The organism is Methylobacterium sp. Leaf469 (genome assembly GCF_001424745.1).
GTDB lineage: Bacteria > Pseudomonadota > Alphaproteobacteria > Rhizobiales > Beijerinckiaceae > Methylobacterium.
Window position 1 is genome coordinate 1 of sequence record NZ_LMRE01000024.1, and the last position, 14,282, is coordinate 14,282.

Annotated in this window: 22 protein-coding genes; 11 read left to right on the forward strand and 11 right to left on the reverse strand. The window is 64.1% G+C overall.

Annotation, left to right across the window (positions count from 1 at the left end; all coding sequences use genetic code 11):
* Positions 1-102 precede the first annotated feature (102 nt).
* Together ASG60_RS13660 and ASG60_RS23490 are read right to left on the reverse strand one after the other, a co-directional pair.
* Positions 103-519 (reverse strand): DUF1236 domain-containing protein, encoded by a 417-nt coding sequence (locus tag ASG60_RS13660; RefSeq protein WP_056386123.1) that lies wholly within the window; start codon positions 517-519, stop codon positions 103-105.
* A gap of 238 nt (positions 520-757) precedes the next feature.
* Positions 758-1,201 carry a hypothetical protein gene (locus ASG60_RS23490; RefSeq protein ID WP_244476663.1) on the reverse strand — a complete coding sequence of 148 codons (444 nt, stop codon included), beginning with the start codon at positions 1,199-1,201 and terminating at the stop codon, positions 758-760.
* Between the two features lie 257 nt (positions 1,202-1,458).
* Here ASG60_RS23490 and ASG60_RS13670 point away from each other — a divergent pair, with 257 nt between their 5' ends.
* Complete coding sequence (locus ASG60_RS13670; protein WP_056386125.1) at positions 1,459-1,728, forward strand: hypothetical protein; 270 nt, start codon at positions 1,459-1,461, stop codon at positions 1,726-1,728.
* Here ASG60_RS13670 and ASG60_RS13675 read toward each other — a convergent pair.
* Complete coding sequence (locus ASG60_RS13675) at positions 1,718-2,119, reverse strand: PRC-barrel domain-containing protein (RefSeq protein ID WP_056386127.1); 402 nt, start codon at positions 2,117-2,119, stop codon at positions 1,718-1,720. The two genes, ASG60_RS13670 and ASG60_RS13675, sit on opposite strands and share 11 nt — an antisense overlap.
* 457 nt (positions 2,120-2,576) lie before the next feature.
* Between ASG60_RS13675 and ASG60_RS13680 the strand changes: the two genes are divergently transcribed.
* From ASG60_RS13680 to ASG60_RS13705, 6 genes are all read left to right on the forward strand, one after another.
* Entirely contained in the window at positions 2,577-3,038 is a 462-nt protein-coding gene (locus tag ASG60_RS13680; RefSeq protein WP_056386130.1) for a hypothetical protein, read from the forward strand.
* Positions 3,039-3,112: 74 nt separating this feature from the next.
* Positions 3,113-3,493: a hypothetical protein gene (locus ASG60_RS13685; RefSeq protein ID WP_056171516.1), complete on the forward strand. Its 381-nt coding sequence runs from the start codon at positions 3,113-3,115 to the stop codon at positions 3,491-3,493.
* Between the two features lie 7 nt (positions 3,494-3,500).
* Positions 3,501-3,944, forward strand: a complete 444-nt coding sequence (locus ASG60_RS13690) for a hypothetical protein (protein ID WP_056171513.1) — start codon at positions 3,501-3,503, stop codon at positions 3,942-3,944.
* Between the two features lie 347 nt (positions 3,945-4,291).
* Complete coding sequence (locus ASG60_RS13695; RefSeq protein ID WP_056171512.1) at positions 4,292-4,495, forward strand: CsbD family protein; 204 nt, start codon at positions 4,292-4,294, stop codon at positions 4,493-4,495.
* A gap of 520 nt (positions 4,496-5,015) precedes the next feature.
* Positions 5,016-5,222, forward strand: a complete 207-nt coding sequence (locus ASG60_RS22095; RefSeq protein ID WP_082515279.1) for a hypothetical protein — start codon at positions 5,016-5,018, stop codon at positions 5,220-5,222.
* Between the two features lie 33 nt (positions 5,223-5,255).
* Entirely contained in the window at positions 5,256-6,074 is an 819-nt protein-coding gene (locus tag ASG60_RS13705) for a cobalamin-binding protein (protein ID WP_056386131.1), read from the forward strand.
* Positions 6,075-6,238: 164 nt separating this feature from the next.
* Here ASG60_RS13705 and ASG60_RS13710 read toward each other — a convergent pair whose 3' ends face one another.
* A complete protein-coding gene (locus tag ASG60_RS13710; RefSeq protein WP_210168497.1) occupies positions 6,239-7,420 on the reverse strand; it encodes an adenylate/guanylate cyclase domain-containing protein in 1,182 nt (393 codons plus the stop codon).
* 157 nt (positions 7,421-7,577) lie between these two features.
* Entirely contained in the window at positions 7,578-8,351 is a 774-nt protein-coding gene (locus ASG60_RS13715) for an SDR family oxidoreductase (protein ID WP_056386136.1), read from the reverse strand.
* Positions 8,352-8,460: 109 nt separating this feature from the next.
* Between ASG60_RS13715 and ASG60_RS13720 the strand changes: the two genes are divergently transcribed.
* Complete coding sequence (locus ASG60_RS13720; RefSeq protein WP_056386139.1) at positions 8,461-9,336, forward strand: AraC family transcriptional regulator; 876 nt, start codon at positions 8,461-8,463, stop codon at positions 9,334-9,336.
* A gap of 307 nt (positions 9,337-9,643) precedes the next feature.
* On the opposite strand, the gene ASG60_RS13725 is transcribed toward ASG60_RS13720, so the two are convergent.
* From ASG60_RS13725 to ASG60_RS23495, 6 genes are all read right to left on the reverse strand, one after another.
* Positions 9,644-9,988 carry a M20/M25/M40 family metallo-hydrolase gene (locus ASG60_RS13725; protein ID WP_244476664.1) on the reverse strand — a complete coding sequence of 115 codons (345 nt, stop codon included), beginning with the start codon at positions 9,986-9,988 and terminating at the stop codon, positions 9,644-9,646.
* Positions 9,989-10,087: 99 nt separating this feature from the next.
* Positions 10,088-10,456 (reverse strand): hypothetical protein, encoded by a 369-nt coding sequence (locus tag ASG60_RS13730; RefSeq protein ID WP_056386142.1) that lies wholly within the window; start codon positions 10,454-10,456, stop codon positions 10,088-10,090.
* A 24-nt stretch (positions 10,457-10,480) separates the two neighbouring features.
* The gene (locus ASG60_RS13735) at positions 10,481-10,717 is read right to left on the reverse strand and encodes a hypothetical protein (RefSeq protein ID WP_056171496.1); all 237 of its coding nucleotides are present in this window, start codon (positions 10,715-10,717) and stop codon (positions 10,481-10,483) included.
* A gap of 483 nt (positions 10,718-11,200) precedes the next feature.
* Positions 11,201-11,422 carry a hypothetical protein gene (locus ASG60_RS13740; RefSeq protein WP_056171494.1) on the reverse strand — a complete coding sequence of 74 codons (222 nt, stop codon included), beginning with the start codon at positions 11,420-11,422 and terminating at the stop codon, positions 11,201-11,203.
* Positions 11,419-11,865 carry a sigma-70 family RNA polymerase sigma factor gene (locus tag ASG60_RS13745; RefSeq protein ID WP_244476665.1) on the reverse strand — a complete coding sequence of 149 codons (447 nt, stop codon included), beginning with the start codon at positions 11,863-11,865 and terminating at the stop codon, positions 11,419-11,421. Before ASG60_RS13745 ends, ASG60_RS13740 begins: the two co-directional genes overlap by 4 nt.
* A gap of 15 nt (positions 11,866-11,880) precedes the next feature.
* Positions 11,881-12,156 carry a hypothetical protein gene (locus ASG60_RS23495; RefSeq protein ID WP_244476666.1) on the reverse strand — a complete coding sequence of 92 codons (276 nt, stop codon included), beginning with the start codon at positions 12,154-12,156 and terminating at the stop codon, positions 11,881-11,883.
* 140 nt (positions 12,157-12,296) lie between these two features.
* On the opposite strand from ASG60_RS23495, the gene ASG60_RS13750 reads away from it, so the two are divergent.
* From ASG60_RS13750 to ASG60_RS13760, 3 genes are all read left to right on the forward strand, one after another.
* Entirely contained in the window at positions 12,297-13,757 is a 1,461-nt protein-coding gene (locus ASG60_RS13750) for a helix-turn-helix transcriptional regulator (protein ID WP_056386144.1), read from the forward strand.
* Between the two features lie 91 nt (positions 13,758-13,848).
* Positions 13,849-14,010 carry a CsbD family protein gene (locus tag ASG60_RS13755; RefSeq protein ID WP_244473773.1) on the forward strand — a complete coding sequence of 54 codons (162 nt, stop codon included), beginning with the start codon at positions 13,849-13,851 and terminating at the stop codon, positions 14,008-14,010.
* A 57-nt stretch (positions 14,011-14,067) separates the two neighbouring features.
* Positions 14,068-14,282: CsbD family protein (locus tag ASG60_RS13760; RefSeq protein WP_156398901.1), on the forward strand; the 215-nt coding region annotated here is incomplete at its 3' end.

Below are 14,282 nucleotides of genomic sequence, written 5' to 3' on the forward strand. Positions count from 1 at the left end.
ATTCATCATCGGAAACATCGGACGGGTAGGCTTGGCGCGAAGAGGTCATGCCTCCTCATCTGGATTCCAGACCGCTCAGGTCCATAACAGCCTCTAGGTTCGTCAGTCGATGACCTCGACGATGCGGCGGCTGCGGTCCACCAGCACCGGGCGCTCGTTGACGATGGTGTAGCGATAGCCCGGACGGGTCCGGTACTCCTCGGGCACGTCGTAGTAGGTGACCTCGTCGTCGGGCAGCACGGTCCCGACGCTCACCGGGCCACCCCAGCTATACGAACGGACGCCGCGCTCGCGGACGTAGGAACGGAAGCGCGGGCGATCCTCGACGCCGAGGATGCCGCCGACGGTGCCGGTGGCCGCGCCGACTGCGCCGCCAACGATGCCGCCGATGGGACCGGCCGCATCGGCACCGCGCTCGGCGCCCTCGGCGGCACCGCGCAGGGTTCCCTGTGCCTGGGCGGTCATCGGGAGGGCGAACAGGCCGGCTGCGGCCATGGCGAGAAGCAGCTTGTTGGACATGGTGTCGTCTCCTTGCGCCGGAAGGACATCGGGCACTGGCGTTCGGCCCTCATGAGGGATGGCGAGCCCCTCCCGCCCAACGGCGAGCCGTCGGATTTCCGCCGTAGCAACATCAAGGTCCGGAATCCGTTGCACCGCACTCTTGCGATTCCGATCCCGTCCTTAACGCCCTCGACCAATCGGACGTGGTCGATTGGCTCGGAACGCCGGCTCCTCGTGTCGGGACCGGCCGCCATCGCTAATCGGGGGGTGTCTCGCCGCCATCGGTCTCGTCGTTCCCGGTAGCCTGAGGCAGACGCACCTCGGCGCCGTCCTCCGCGGGGCGAACCGGAGCCATGGCCTGGGCCGCGGGGGCCGACGGCATCATCGCGGCCCCCGATGCCACCACGCCGGCCATGGCCCGAAGCTCGTCAGGTTGCCGGGGATCCTGGGCTACGCCCTCGGCCTCGGCCTGGAGGCGTAAGTTGCACGCCTTCGTCGCCGGTCCGTTGTCGGGGGTGCAGTCGTCGTGACGGGCGCAGGCCGCATCAAGGGCATCGATGGGCGCGAGCGGGCCGTTGTTGCCCGGCCAGCAGTAGTTGCCGTGCAGCAGTACCCTGGGGGCATCGCCGGCCCATACGCCGACCAGAGAAGCGAGGACGACCGTGAACAAGGCGTAAGCCGCCAATCGGGACGTGACCATGCACCAGCCTCGGTTCGTTTGCCCTCCAGGGCGAGTCACCTCCCTGCGCGGTCGGTGCGGACCATCGTAATCCCAAGGGCGCCAATACCGTTCCTGCCGCCTCCCCGGAGCCGCACAGCCTCACGGCTCCCCGTCCGCGCACGGATACCAACGCATGTCCCTTGCAAATCGCGGATCGGTTTCGCCGCTTGCGGCGTTGTCTCGTCCATGCGAGCGGCCGGGCGAGTAACGGGATAGGTTCGCGGAGGCCGACCACCATGATCGACGGGCACTTCCGCGTGACGCTCGTGACCCATGACGAACGGCGCGTCCTTGAGGCGAGGTCCGAGCGCGAGATCGCCCTGATGGGCGAAAGCGTCCTCCATCGTTACGAGGGCCAGCCCTGGGCCGTCGGCTTCTACGTCGATGGCTGGGACCGCAGGGCCGTGCGCCGCATCGCCCTTTACCTGAACGACGTCACCCTGGAGCTCGAACTCGCCCATGAGGCGGGAGCGACGAGCGCTCCCGCCCATGGTCTCAGCGCTTAAACTTACCGTCGTACTTGAACTCGGGGGCGGCCTTCAGCGCATCCTTGCTCGCGTTCACGGACGCCTTCCACTTCTTGGCGCCCGTGTCATAGGTCAGGGCGACGGAGGACGGGTCGATCATCACGTAGCGCTCGCCCATGCCGAGGAAGCCTCCTACGGACACGATGTAGCCGGCGAGCTTGCCCTTCTCGATGACGATGTCCTTGATCTCACCGACGTTGCTGTTGGTGCCGTCGACGACGTTCAGGCCGATCAGGTTGTAGCTCAACACCGCGTCCTGCGGGACGGGAGCGAACTTGACGGTGGCCGGAGGCGTGGGGGCTTCGTCCTTGGCGAGGACGGGGCCGGTCAGGGCGGTGACGGCGGCGAGGGCGAGAACGAAACGACGCATGAATATTCTCCTGAGCCCGGATCGGGTGCCCAGGAATGTGCGGCGACCGCAAACCGTTCCGCCGGGAGTCTCGGGTCTCGGTGGGGCCCATTGGCGACCCCTCCATGCCCGAACCTGACGCCCGGCTTTTCCCCGCGACAGTCCTGTCCCCCGGCTTCCGGCGACGGGAACGGTCCCGCGAGGATCGCCGTTCCTGGCCGATCTCGCATCCCCCATACGGATCGACCGAGGGATGCGATGGATCAGCCAGGAGCGAACGCCCTGGCAATCGACGGAGCGAAGAACCGTCCCCCGGGCAATGTCCCGACAGTAGATCTATGACTGAACCAAACATACACACTGTGTTAATCTGCCATTCATTCAGGCCGATTGCTCTTCAATGCTGCGTTATTTTGGAACGGTATCTCCGTGGTCTCCGTTTGTTGTTCCGTAACGACCAGAACAACCGGAGAAAACCATGTTTAAGCAGCTTCGCGTCGCCGCCCTCGCTACCACCTTCGTCCTCGGCGGCGCCGCCCTGGCGGTCGCGCAGTCGTCCTCCACCGTCGGCACCGGCGGCTCGTCGGCCGGCGGCGGCACCAGCTCCTCCACCGTCGGCACGGGCGGTTCGTCCGCCGGCTCCGGCACCGGTGCGGGCACGTCCTCGACGCTGGGCACCGGCGGTTCGTCGGCGGGCGGCGGCACCAGCTCCTCGACCGTCGGCACCGGCGGCTCGTCGGCCGGTACGGGCGGCGGCTCCAACTCGACCGTGGGTACCGGCGGTTCGTCAGCCGGCAAGGGCACCAGCGGCTCGACCGTCGGCACCGGCGGCTCGTCGGCCGGCATGTCCGACGGCGCCGGGAAGTCGGGCGGCGCGGCCGGTCATGACAAGGGCGGTCACGGCAACTCCGAGAACGCGCCCGGCCACAACAAGCGCTGAGCCGGCGCGCTCCTAAAACCTCGGGCGCGGACCTACGGGACCGCGCCCGTCCCGCTACCGAGGAGAGTTGCACCATGGCGCGCCTGATCCTGCCGCTTCTCGGCGGCGCCCTCGCCCTTGCCGGGGTCGCCGCGAGCCATGCCCAAACCAGCACCGTCACCGCGGGTCCGAACGGCGTTTCGGGCGGCACGACGGTTAACACCGGCGCCAACGGAAAGCCCTGCAAGGTCGTCCACTCCGACGACGCGAGGAACACCGGGGCGCTGTCGAGTTCGGTCACGGCCGGCCCGGACGGCGTGAAGAGTTCCACGACCGGTGGCCCGTCCGTGACCACACGATCCGCGAATGGCACGACGAGCAGCTCGGCTTCCAGTTCGAGTTCCGGCAACGGCACGACGATGACCACCACGGGCGACGGCGATTGCGTAGTCACCGTTCCCAAGGACAAGAGGTGAGGCTGACATGACGATGACCAGGATCATTCCGGCGTTCGCGGCCCTTGGGCTACTTCTCGCCCCCGCGATGGCCGAGGCCCAGACCCGCGGCAGCGCGACCGGCGGCAGCGCCGGCTCGGCCGCCGTCGGTGGCACCTCCGCGTCGACGGTCGGCACCGGCGGCACGTCCACGGGGGCGAACGGCGCCACCGGCTCGTCGCTCGCGACGGGCGGCAGCGCCGCAGGGGCCAAGACCATGGATCGCGCGAAGGTCAACGAGACCGGGAACGGCGGCCTGAACGGGCAGGCCAAGGCGATGGCTCACGACGGCGGCACCTTCTCGAAATCTCAGACCAAGACCAAGGTCCGCGACGGCGAGAGCGTCGAATCCCGCACCAAGACGATGACGCACGAGCCGGGTTCGAAGCCGGTCAAGTCGACGACCTCCACAGGCTCCACCGTCGGCCAATAGGATGAACGGCCCTTTCGAGGGCCTGGAGGGGCAAGGGACTTTCCGTCGAGACGGCACGAACGGGACGGGGCAGCCTGCCATCGAGGCTGTACCTGTCCCGTTTGCGTTGTCGGAGCCAAGACGCAGCGTTCCCCGCAACGATCCGATGCGGTTTTCGCAAGCCCCTGGCGATGATTTGGATGCAGGGGAAGGCGTGAGGATCCTCGTTTCCCCGAAGATCAGCACGAATAGCCGGATCTCCGAGAGCCATCCGTCGCGCAGCCGTGAACCACGATCAGGAACGGGATCGATCCGGACGCCGTTCCTGAGCCCCCGGGCCGCTCCGGTCCCGGGTGAGGAGAAGCGCCATGAGCAGCACCACCGACAAGATCAAGGGTCTCGCCAACGAGGCCGTCGGCAACGTGAAGCAGGGCATCGGCAACGCGACCGACAACGACAAGCTCAAGGCCGAGGGCAAGGCGCAGGAACTCAAGGGCGACGCCCAGAAGACGACCGGGGACGTCAAGGACGGCGCCAAGCACGTCGCCGACAAGGTCACCGGCAAGGCCTGAACAATTGGGGTGGGCCGGATATGGCCGACCCGCCCCCGCTCCCCCGGCCGTAGGTCCGGGCCGCAAGGATACATTTAACTCGAATTTAGTATTCAGTTTCGCGAACGTTCAGATTTGAGCGACTCTAAGGAGGCTCGGAATTTGGAGGCGCGTAAACGATTGACGACAGCTTTGCCGCAACTGGGTTCGTTGTTGGCAAAGACGTAGTCGACGGTGCGCACCTATCTGCAAGTACCTTTGGACCGCGTTGCACTCCTATTTAGCCTAGCCGGTTGGGACCAAGCCTTGGCTTAGGTACGCTTGATACCGAGGCTGGGCCGCGTGTGAATAGCCACAGAAGGGCGTCCTGCTGCCTGATCGTCGAAGGCTAAGCAAGCTTCGCAACCCTTGTATTGGCAGGTCCCGGGCTCACTTCCGCGCTTGGTATCGTGATCTCCAAAGCCTTCGGGTGAGCGGGCGCCAACTTCGGTCCTGCGCTCAGGAATGGTAGGGGTAGATGAAGTCCGAATAAGGAAGTCCCATGAAGAAGCTGCTCCTGACCACGGTTGCCCTGGTAATGCTGGGCTCCGCGCCCGCGATGGCAATGAGCTGCTGCGGAGGCGGAAAGGGCAAGGCGCCGATGTGCGGTAAGGGCTCTATGGCGATGGGCCACGAGAGCATGAAGGCCAAAAAGGGTGGATGCTGTTGTGAAGGCATGTCCGGTGGGATGAGCCGGAAGCGCGTCTAAACGCTGGCTCGATTTCATAAGGCCACGGACCTTATGCGTCGCTTCCCGCCCGAACGCATAGTCTGCCTGACCGAGGAGACGGTGGAGACCTTGTACCTGCTGGGCGATGAGGACCGCATCGTCGGCGTGTCTGGCTATGCCGTCCGGCCCGCCCGGGTGCGTCGGGAGAAGCCGCGGGTCTCGGCCTTCACCAGCGCCGACATCCCCAAGATCCTTGCCCTGACACCTGACCTGGTGCTGACCTTCTCCGATCTTCAAGCTGGCATCGTCGTCGATCTCGTGCGGGCGGGCGTCGCGGTGCACGCTTTCAACCATCGCGACGTCGCGGGCATCTTGGCGATGATCCGCACCCTCGGGGCACTCGTCGACGCCCGGGACCGGGCCGAGGCGCTTACGACCGGCTACGAGGACCGCCTGGCTCGGGTGGTTGACCTCGTCCGTGGGCGACCCCGGGCCCGGGTGTACTTCGAGGAATGGGACGAACCGCTCATCTCAGGCATCGGCTGGGTGTCGGAGCTCGTGGGCATCGCCGGCGGCGATGACGTCTTTCCAGAGCTTGCCCGGCAGGCGGCCGCCAAGGACCGCATCGTATCGCCCGAGGCGGTGCTTGCGGCGGCGCCCGAGGTCATCCTCGCATCTTGGTGTGGGAAGAAGGTCGTGCCGTCCCGCATTGCCTTACGTCCAGGCTGGGCCGATATGCCGGCCGTAGCTCAGGGGCGCATCCACGAGATCAAGTCGCCCCTCATCCTCCAGCCCGGGCCCGCGGCCCTGACCGACGGCCTGGACGCGATCCTGTCTGCCCTTGGGCACCCACCGGTGCCGGGCAGCCCAACGCTCCCTATCCTCGGCTAGAGCCGTTCCCCTTTGGATTGGGTCTGGGGTACCCGCCACGAACATCCGCAATGGGTGGTAAGCGGTCGGTCAGTTTTTGTGCCTGAAGAACCATAGTTCGGACACGGTTGGATGCGTCGTATTGGCAGCGACCCATCCAAAATACTTAGATATCATCACCCTGCTTAAAGCTGATCGACGTCTAGCACTCCATCTCTTGGAATTGCGAACAGTCGTATGGCATCCGAATGTCCCCGGATCGTGTGAAAACCTCGGTCCGTGAATCTTCTTACCGTTCCCTCGCTTCCCTCGCTCTGCATGCGCCTGACTACAGCGTCCGTGATCAGGATCGAGGCCTTATCTTCACGGCAGTGATGCTCGACGCGGCTCGCAACGTTCACGGTATCGCCCAGGACCGTCAATTCCAGCCTGCTTTCGCATCCGACATCGCCGAGCACGACATCGCCGTAATGGATCCCGATGGCAACGGCGACCGCTTCCAGTCCCGACGCCGCACGTTCATCGTTCCATGCCTGGAGCCTCGCCTGCATGGTCAGCGCACATCGTACGGCGTTCGTGGCACTCAGGTCGTTCGAGACGGGCAAGCCGAATACTGCGATCAAACCGTCGCCCGTGAACTTGTCCACGGTGCCCTGGTGCTCGAACACACTGGCGCTCAGGGAGCATAGTAATTCACGAAGCATGGCGATCACGTCCTGCGGTTGCAGAGCGCTACAGAATTTCGTGAACCCGATCATATCGACGAACAGGACCGCGGCAGGTTCGTAGCGCGTTGTCGATAGCGCAATGTCGTTCTTAGCGATTTGCTCGACGATGGCGGGCGGGAAAAACCGAGCCAAGTTGTCTTTTTCTTTTCCGACCATGATTAGCCGCTCGCGAGTGACGATGTTTAACAAAGCCAGTTTCGTCGTGATCGCAATGGCAGCGAGGCTGATCAATGTCCGGGCCGAGGCAGCACTCTCCAGATCCGCGCCGTGAGTGATGATGAAGCTCAGGCCTGTTAGAAATGCGCAGAACGCCGCAGTTCTGATCGTGCCAAGGCGCTTAAACCAGAGGTTCGCTAGAACCACGACGACGCTATAAAGAACAGCGACGGCAAAATGTAATGGGCTCCATGTGTCGAACAGAAATATGACGGCTGCGGATAGAAAAATGTAGATCAACGCGGCGTAGCTTCGAAGAAAGTCAAGCGCTCTGCCTTGCATAACTGCGAATGTCATAGGGTAGGAGGAAACTTCAGATCGCACTGCAGATGCTCCCTCTGGATCGATTTCAGCGCAAATTACAGGAAAACTAAATTTGCGATTATTTGGTGAATTCTTAATCCACAGGCGCGCGTCGATCAAGCTTTGCAATTTGTCTCGTGCCACTGATCTGCATGGGGACGAGATGACGGACATCCGGATGGGTCATGAGACAGTGATTGCCGCTCCGCTGCAGCGGAGCGGCAATCACATGACAATCACATATCCCTCCAGGGGTTCGGAATACTCGCCGCCGGTCTCAGCGTGCGATAAATCCACCGTTGATGAACAGGGTCTGTGCCGTAACCCAACCGCTGCTCGGCCCGGCCAGGAATGCTATGAGGGGCGTGATCTCGTCGATCTCGCCCAGGCGATTCTGGACGCTCATACCCTTCAGGAATTCAGTGGAATGCTCGGTTTCGGCCGGGTAGAAGAAGGACGTGTTCAAGGGACCCGGCGCGACCGTGTTCACCGTGACACCCCGAGCGCCGATTTCCTTGGCCAGGGCCCGGGTGAAATGTTCGAGGGGTGCCTTCGACCCCGCGTAGACCGAGTACAGTCCGGTGGTCGCGGCTTGTAGTGTCGTCCCTATGTTAATGATCCGACCGTGATCCGAGATGCGTTTCGCGGCCTCCTGCATGCAGAAGAAGGCAGCCTTGGTATTGACCGCGAAGCTCTGGTCGAAATCGTCTTCAGTGATCTCTACGAAGGGCTTTTTCACCACCTTGCCGACGGTGTTCACCACGATGTCCAGTTGCCCGAACTGACGGTCGATTGCATCGAAGAGTTCTGTCACTTCGCTGACCCGCGCAAGGTTCGCACTGACTAGGAAAGGGGTGCTGCCGAGGTGCTCGATCTCGGCGGCGGTCTCCTCAGCCTCGCCGCGCGAACGCTCACCATGATAGTGAACCGCTACGCCGCGACAGCCATTCTGCGCTAGCATCACAGCATAGGCTCTTCCTTGGTTGCGCGTTGCGCCAGTAACCAATCCGATCTTGCCACTGAGATCCCCGCCTGCGTTTGTATTTGTCATAGTCTTTCCTCTTTGTCGATAAGAGGAAAACTAGCCGAAGCTCCCAAGCTTGGCTTTCAGAAATTGCGCGTTCGTAGTAGAAGCCGCGCATTCCGGACGGAAAGCGATTATGGATCAACTCGACCAGCCTGGCTTTCCCGACGTCGCCACCGCCGAAGATCCCGTGCCGAACTGGGGGCGGCTCGTCCGAACGGATTTCGGCACGGCGGCGTGGAATAAGCGAGATGCCGGGGAGATCAGCCAAACCATTCCCCATCATTTGGTATTGTTCTCGTTCGCGCCATTCGCAAATCGCGAGACGCGGTTAGGTGGGACGAGGATACGCACTGCGTCCGCCACCAGCGGGATGTGCGAGATTGTGCCTGCTGGTGCGGATTACTGGGCGCGATGGCACGAGCACAAGGAGGTTGCGGCTTTCGCCCTGTCGGAACGCTGGCTCGATAAAGTGGCGCAAGACAGCTTCGACCTGCCTTCAGCTACCGTCATGTCTGACGCATTACCTGTTCTGGATCGCCGTGTGGCCATTCTAGGCGAAATGCTCCGTGACGAGCTCCGATGCGACGCCGATACGGGCATGCCAGACCTGCAATTGGACTCGCTGTTGAACCTTTTAGGGTTCCACTTGCTCAAGCAATATGGCGCCCGCAGCGTAAAACAGGTCGGTGCCGGTTTGTCCGACCGACAGTTCAGGCGGCTGCGGGATTACATGTCTGCGAATTTTGCCGGTACCGTCAAGCTTGACGACATCGCGAGCGTGGTCGGTCTCTCGTCCAGCCAATTGCTCCGCACCTTCCGGCAGCGCACCGGCACGAGCCCTCATCAGTACCTTACCCGCATGCGTCTCGATCATGCGCGTACACTCATCCTCGGCGGGCCCATGAGTCTGGCAGAAATCGCTTTGACATGCGGGTTCTCCAGCCAAAGCCACCTGACATCAGTGATGCGTCGGGAGGACGGCCTGACACCAGGGGCTCTGCGTGCCTGAAGCTGCTCTTAGAAATCCCTTGAGCGATCCCTATACTTTGCCCTCGCCCATGAATCGAACGTCTTCTTCGGGATGATTCGAAGCGTGCGATGGATGGCTATGTTGGGTCGAGACCTGTCCGGTCGCATCCGGGCCCATCCATCCAAGTTTAGACATCGCTCCCCGGTCGAAAGGTAGATTGACCCGACCGGGGGGACGTCCGTCAGCGGGCGTCCGACGGCGGGGACGCCGGCGCAAGCCAGCTACCGGCGGCGGCCAGCATGGTCTCGACACCGGTGCGCAGGGTCGGCGTCAGGACGGGGGCGTACTAGGGCGAGTGATTGGAGGGGAGCTCGTTCAGTGTCCCGGCCTTCTCCGCTTCGGCGTAAAGCTTCGGGTCGGTCCCGCCGACGAACCAGAACACCGACGGCACGTCCCAGGCCCGGGCGAAGACGGTGAAGTCCTCGCTAGCGGCCGCGTTGCTGGCCGGCTGCACGCGGTCCTCTCCCAGCCGCCGCTTCAAGGCCTCGGTCACCTTGGCGGTCGCGTCCTCGTCATTCACCGTCAAGGGGAACCGCCCCAACCTGGTGAGGAGGGGCGGCTTCGGGGCGCCGGAGATGGTGGCCTCCCCGTCGACGACCCGCTTGATCGAGGCGAGCACCTTGTCCCGCACCGCGTCGTCGTACGTGCGGACGTTGAGCTGGAGCTGCGCTTCTTCAGGGATGATGTTCGCGCTCGACCCGGCAGGCTGGCCTCAGTGCGATCACCGTGATTACCCTGCCTTGCTTGCCGTCCAGCGGCCGCGGCAAGGGATTGGACCGGAGAGGTTCCAGCGGCCGGCTCCCGCGGCTGTCCGGAGGCGGCCTTCGACGGCGATGTCGGCAAGCCCGCTTTTTATGGAGCCGACGAGACGACCGTCCTTGCGGACGCGTCCCGATGCATAGGCCCCGCTGCCGCTCGCGTCATCGACGACGCCGTCACGAATGACGATGGGGTACCGGTAGGGACCCGTGCAGCCGCCGTCCTCGACGGTGGCGGTGACGGACCATTGTCCGTCGAAGCCCGCCTGCGCTGCGGCCTGGAAAGGCACGGCGCTCGCGATGCTCAGCCACAGCGCGGCGAACTTGGGATGGGATGACATCAATTCCTCTCCAGGGCCTGCCCGCTAAACGGGTGGCACGGTGTCGTCCTGATCCTGCGCGAGGTATCGGACCATGAGCTCGCCCGTTGCCCGGGCCGCATAATCCGCGACCGGTTCTCCGGCATGGGGCGGGATGAAGTCGCTGATCCGCAGGCCGCCCAAGGTCTCCATGAGCTCGCGGCGGGCCATGCCGGACTCGATGGCCTCTTGGATCGCCTGCGTCTCGTAGTCCTCCCGAAACGCGCTCAGCTCCGTCGTCACGGGGCGGTCGGCTCCGCCGCCGGCCGCTCGGGACCGATACCGGGCCCAGGCGACTCGTTCGGTGGAGTTTCCTCATAGGGCTCCGACGGCTCGTCCGACCCGAGGGGACGCTCGCCCGGGAAAGGCCGCGGGGGCGCCTCGTTGAGGTCGTCCGCCCCGGGTGTGGGTTCAGGCGCGCCGGAATTGGCCAATCTGGAATCCTCCAACCTGTTCGTGACGGATGGCCTTCGGGCCGGACGTGCGCCCGGAGCGGCACGACGCCCGGCCCTGCGGCCATGCCGGACCTGATCGGGGGGACTCATGAAGTCCGGCATATCTCCGGTATTCGCTCGCCGTTCGCACCGACGCGTTCGGCGTTGACCGGGAGATATGACCGTCTCGGAATCGCTCAATGATGCAGACGGATCATTTTTCTGGGCCAAGACCTGGTAAAATGCAGTCTCCATGGCGCCCTCACCGAACCGTGTTCGATGGATGGCCCGTTCAGGACGAAGTCTTCGACGGCGCTGGTAACGCGTATCCGGCCAGGGTCTCGAAGTTCCCGCCGTATCCGAGCGCGACCGCCTTCCAGAACGCCACCCGCTGGTCGGGCGCGCGTTCCCGCAGGTAGCCGTCGAGAGCGGCCTGCACCCGCGCGGCGACGGGTGCCGGATCGAAGGGCGGGACGGTTCCCTCGGCATCCGGTGCAGGCGTGTGCACCGTCATGATAGGCCCAGGGCGATGGCGAGACGTTCCCGCGCCCGGCTGACCCGGCTGTTCACTGTGCCGACCTGGCAGCCGAGGATGGCTGCCGCATCCTCGTGCCGGAGCCCATCCACCGTCACCAGCAGCAGGGTCTCGCGCTGCTCCACGGGAAGGTCATCCAGGGCGGCCTGCAACTCGAACAGGGCCATCCGATGCTCCTGGTCCGGCGCCGAGGAAAGCGCGCCTGCGAATGCCCCGTCGACGTCCTCGACCTCGCGTCGCAAGCGCTTGCGCTGGTTCAGGTGCGTATTGCGCAGGATCGTGAACAGCCACGCGACGAGGTTGGTGCCGTCCTCGAACTGGGACCTGCGCTCCCAGGCCCGCATCAGGGTCGCCTGAACCATGTCGTCGGCCTCCGCGGCGTTTCCGGTGCGAACGAGGGCGAAGCGGCGCAGGCGCGGCACGAGGGCGATAAGCTCTTAGCCGAACGCCTTCGTGACCTGTCGCTCCGCCTCGGCGTCGAGCAGGGCGGCCCTGAACCGAAGCAGCACCCGACCGAGCCGGGTGTCAGAATCGACAGCGTCGGCTCTCGGGATGAGCTCGTCGAGTTTCCGTCCGATCAAATCCTGGACATGGCGGGGCAATCCCTCGCCAGGCGAAGGTTCGTTGGAGATCATGCTTAAGTACATGCGAGAAGATTCAACCTTCTTCCGGTCGTCGACCGGATCTGTCTGCCCCTCTACGGTAGAAAACATGAAGCGGTTTGTGGCTGATCGTTCACATTCACGTCAATGATCCAGATATACCGGTCTGCGGCCCTCCCGGCCCGGAACCGTCTCCCCCAACCACCTGTTACGGCCTGGCTTAATCCAAGCAGCAGGGAAGGCGGTCGAAGGTGACGGTTGCCGTCGACAGGCACGAGCTCCGGCAGATCATCGCCGGCCTGAGCGAGGGCGTGATCCTGGTCGAGCCCGACCAGACCATCGCCTACGCCAACGAGGCCGCGCTCGCGATGCACGGCGCCGAGACCGTCGACGAGCTCGGCGAGACGGTGGACGCCTACCGCGAGCGCTTCGCCCTGCGCTACCGCAACAATCACACCCCGAACCAGTACCCAATGGAGCGGGTCGTCTCGGGTGAGCGCTTCCACGACGTCATCGTCGACGTGAAGCGCATCGACCGGCCGGACGTCGACTTCGTCCACTCCCTGCGCAGCCTCGTCGCCACCGACCGGGAGGGCAATCCGAGCTGCCTCGCGCTGATCTTGAAGGACGTCTCGGAGCAGTTCGAGGCCGAGGAACGGTTCGAGACCACATTCAATGCCAATCCGGCACCGGCGGTGATCTGCCGGCTGTCCGACTTGCGCCACGTCAAGGTCAACCTCGGCTTCCTAGAGATGACCGGCTACACCCGCGACGCCGTCATCGGCCGCAGCGTCTACGAGGTCGATGTCCTGGCCGGTGCCCGTAGCCGTGACCTCGCGATCTCCCGTCTCAACAGCGGCGGCACCATCCCGCAGATGGAAGCCTGTCTCGACCTGCCCGACGGGGGCAGCCGCTACGTCATCGTCGCCGGCCAGCCCATCGAGCTCGGTGACGAGCCGTGCATGCTGTTCACCTTCGCCGACCTGGACCTACGGCGAAAGGCCGAGACGGCCCTCCGCCAGAGCGAGGAACGCTTTGCAAAGGCGTTCAACCTGACCCCGGCGCCCACCCTGCTGGCCCGCGCCGACGGCTTCACCATCACGGGCGCGAACGAAGCCTTCACCCGGGTGTTCGGCTACGGCGCCGACAAGGTCTCCAGACGCTCGCCGGCCGATTTCGGCCTGTGGGTGCACGATGCCGCCCGCATCAAGTTCGAGTCCGCGGTGGCGCGAACCGGTTATGTGCTCGGCCTTGAGGTCTGCCTGAAGCACGAGGACGGCACCAACTTCGATTGCCTGGTTTCGGCCGAGCGGGTCGAGATCGGTTCCGAGACCTACGCCTTAATGGTTCTGCAGGACATCACCGAGCGCAAGCGCACCGAACGAGAGATGTTCGAGGCCGTCGAGGCCGTGATGGCCGACACCTCTTGGTTCAGTCGCGGCCTCATCGAGAAACTCGCCAACCTGCGTCGCCCGGGCACCGATCACAAGGACGGCATCGTCCCGAACGTCTCGGTGCGAGAGCGCCAGATCCTCGACCTGATCTGTCAAGGGCTCGGGGACAGCGCCATCGCCACGCGGCTCAACCTGTCCAAGAACACGGTGCGGAACCATTCGGCGTCGCTCTACCGGAAGCTCGACGTCCACAAGCGCTCCGAGGCCATCGTCTGGGGCCGGGACAACGGATTTCCGTTAACCGAACCACGCAAATAAAATTACTCAACTGGTACATCTGCATCATTGCTCGCCGGGATAGTCGGGCCACTTGATGGATGCGTCGATCGCCCAGGCTTTGGAGCATCCCGTGAGCGCGCAGAAGACGACCGACACATCCGACCAGATCAAAGGCTCGATCAAGGAAGCCATTGGAAAGTTGGTTGGCGACCCGAAGGTCGAAGCCGAGGGCAAGTCTCAGCAGAAATCACCGAAGTCCGACGTGAAACCGAAGATCGCTTCTAAACCGTAGATTCGGTCATGCGTCGCACCTGACGAACACAACAGAAACCTGAACAGGACAAACATCATGGTTGATACGGATCGCATCACGGGCGCCGCCAAGGAACTCGGCGGCAAGGTGCAGGGCACGGTGGGCGACCTCACGGGCTCGAACCGGGACTCGGTCGAGGGCCGCGCCCGCGAGGCGCAGGGTGCCGCCGAGAACCTGTACGGCCAAGCCAAGGACACCGCGCGCGATGCGGCCGACACGTTGCCGAGACAGCCCGCGAGATCGGCGGCAAA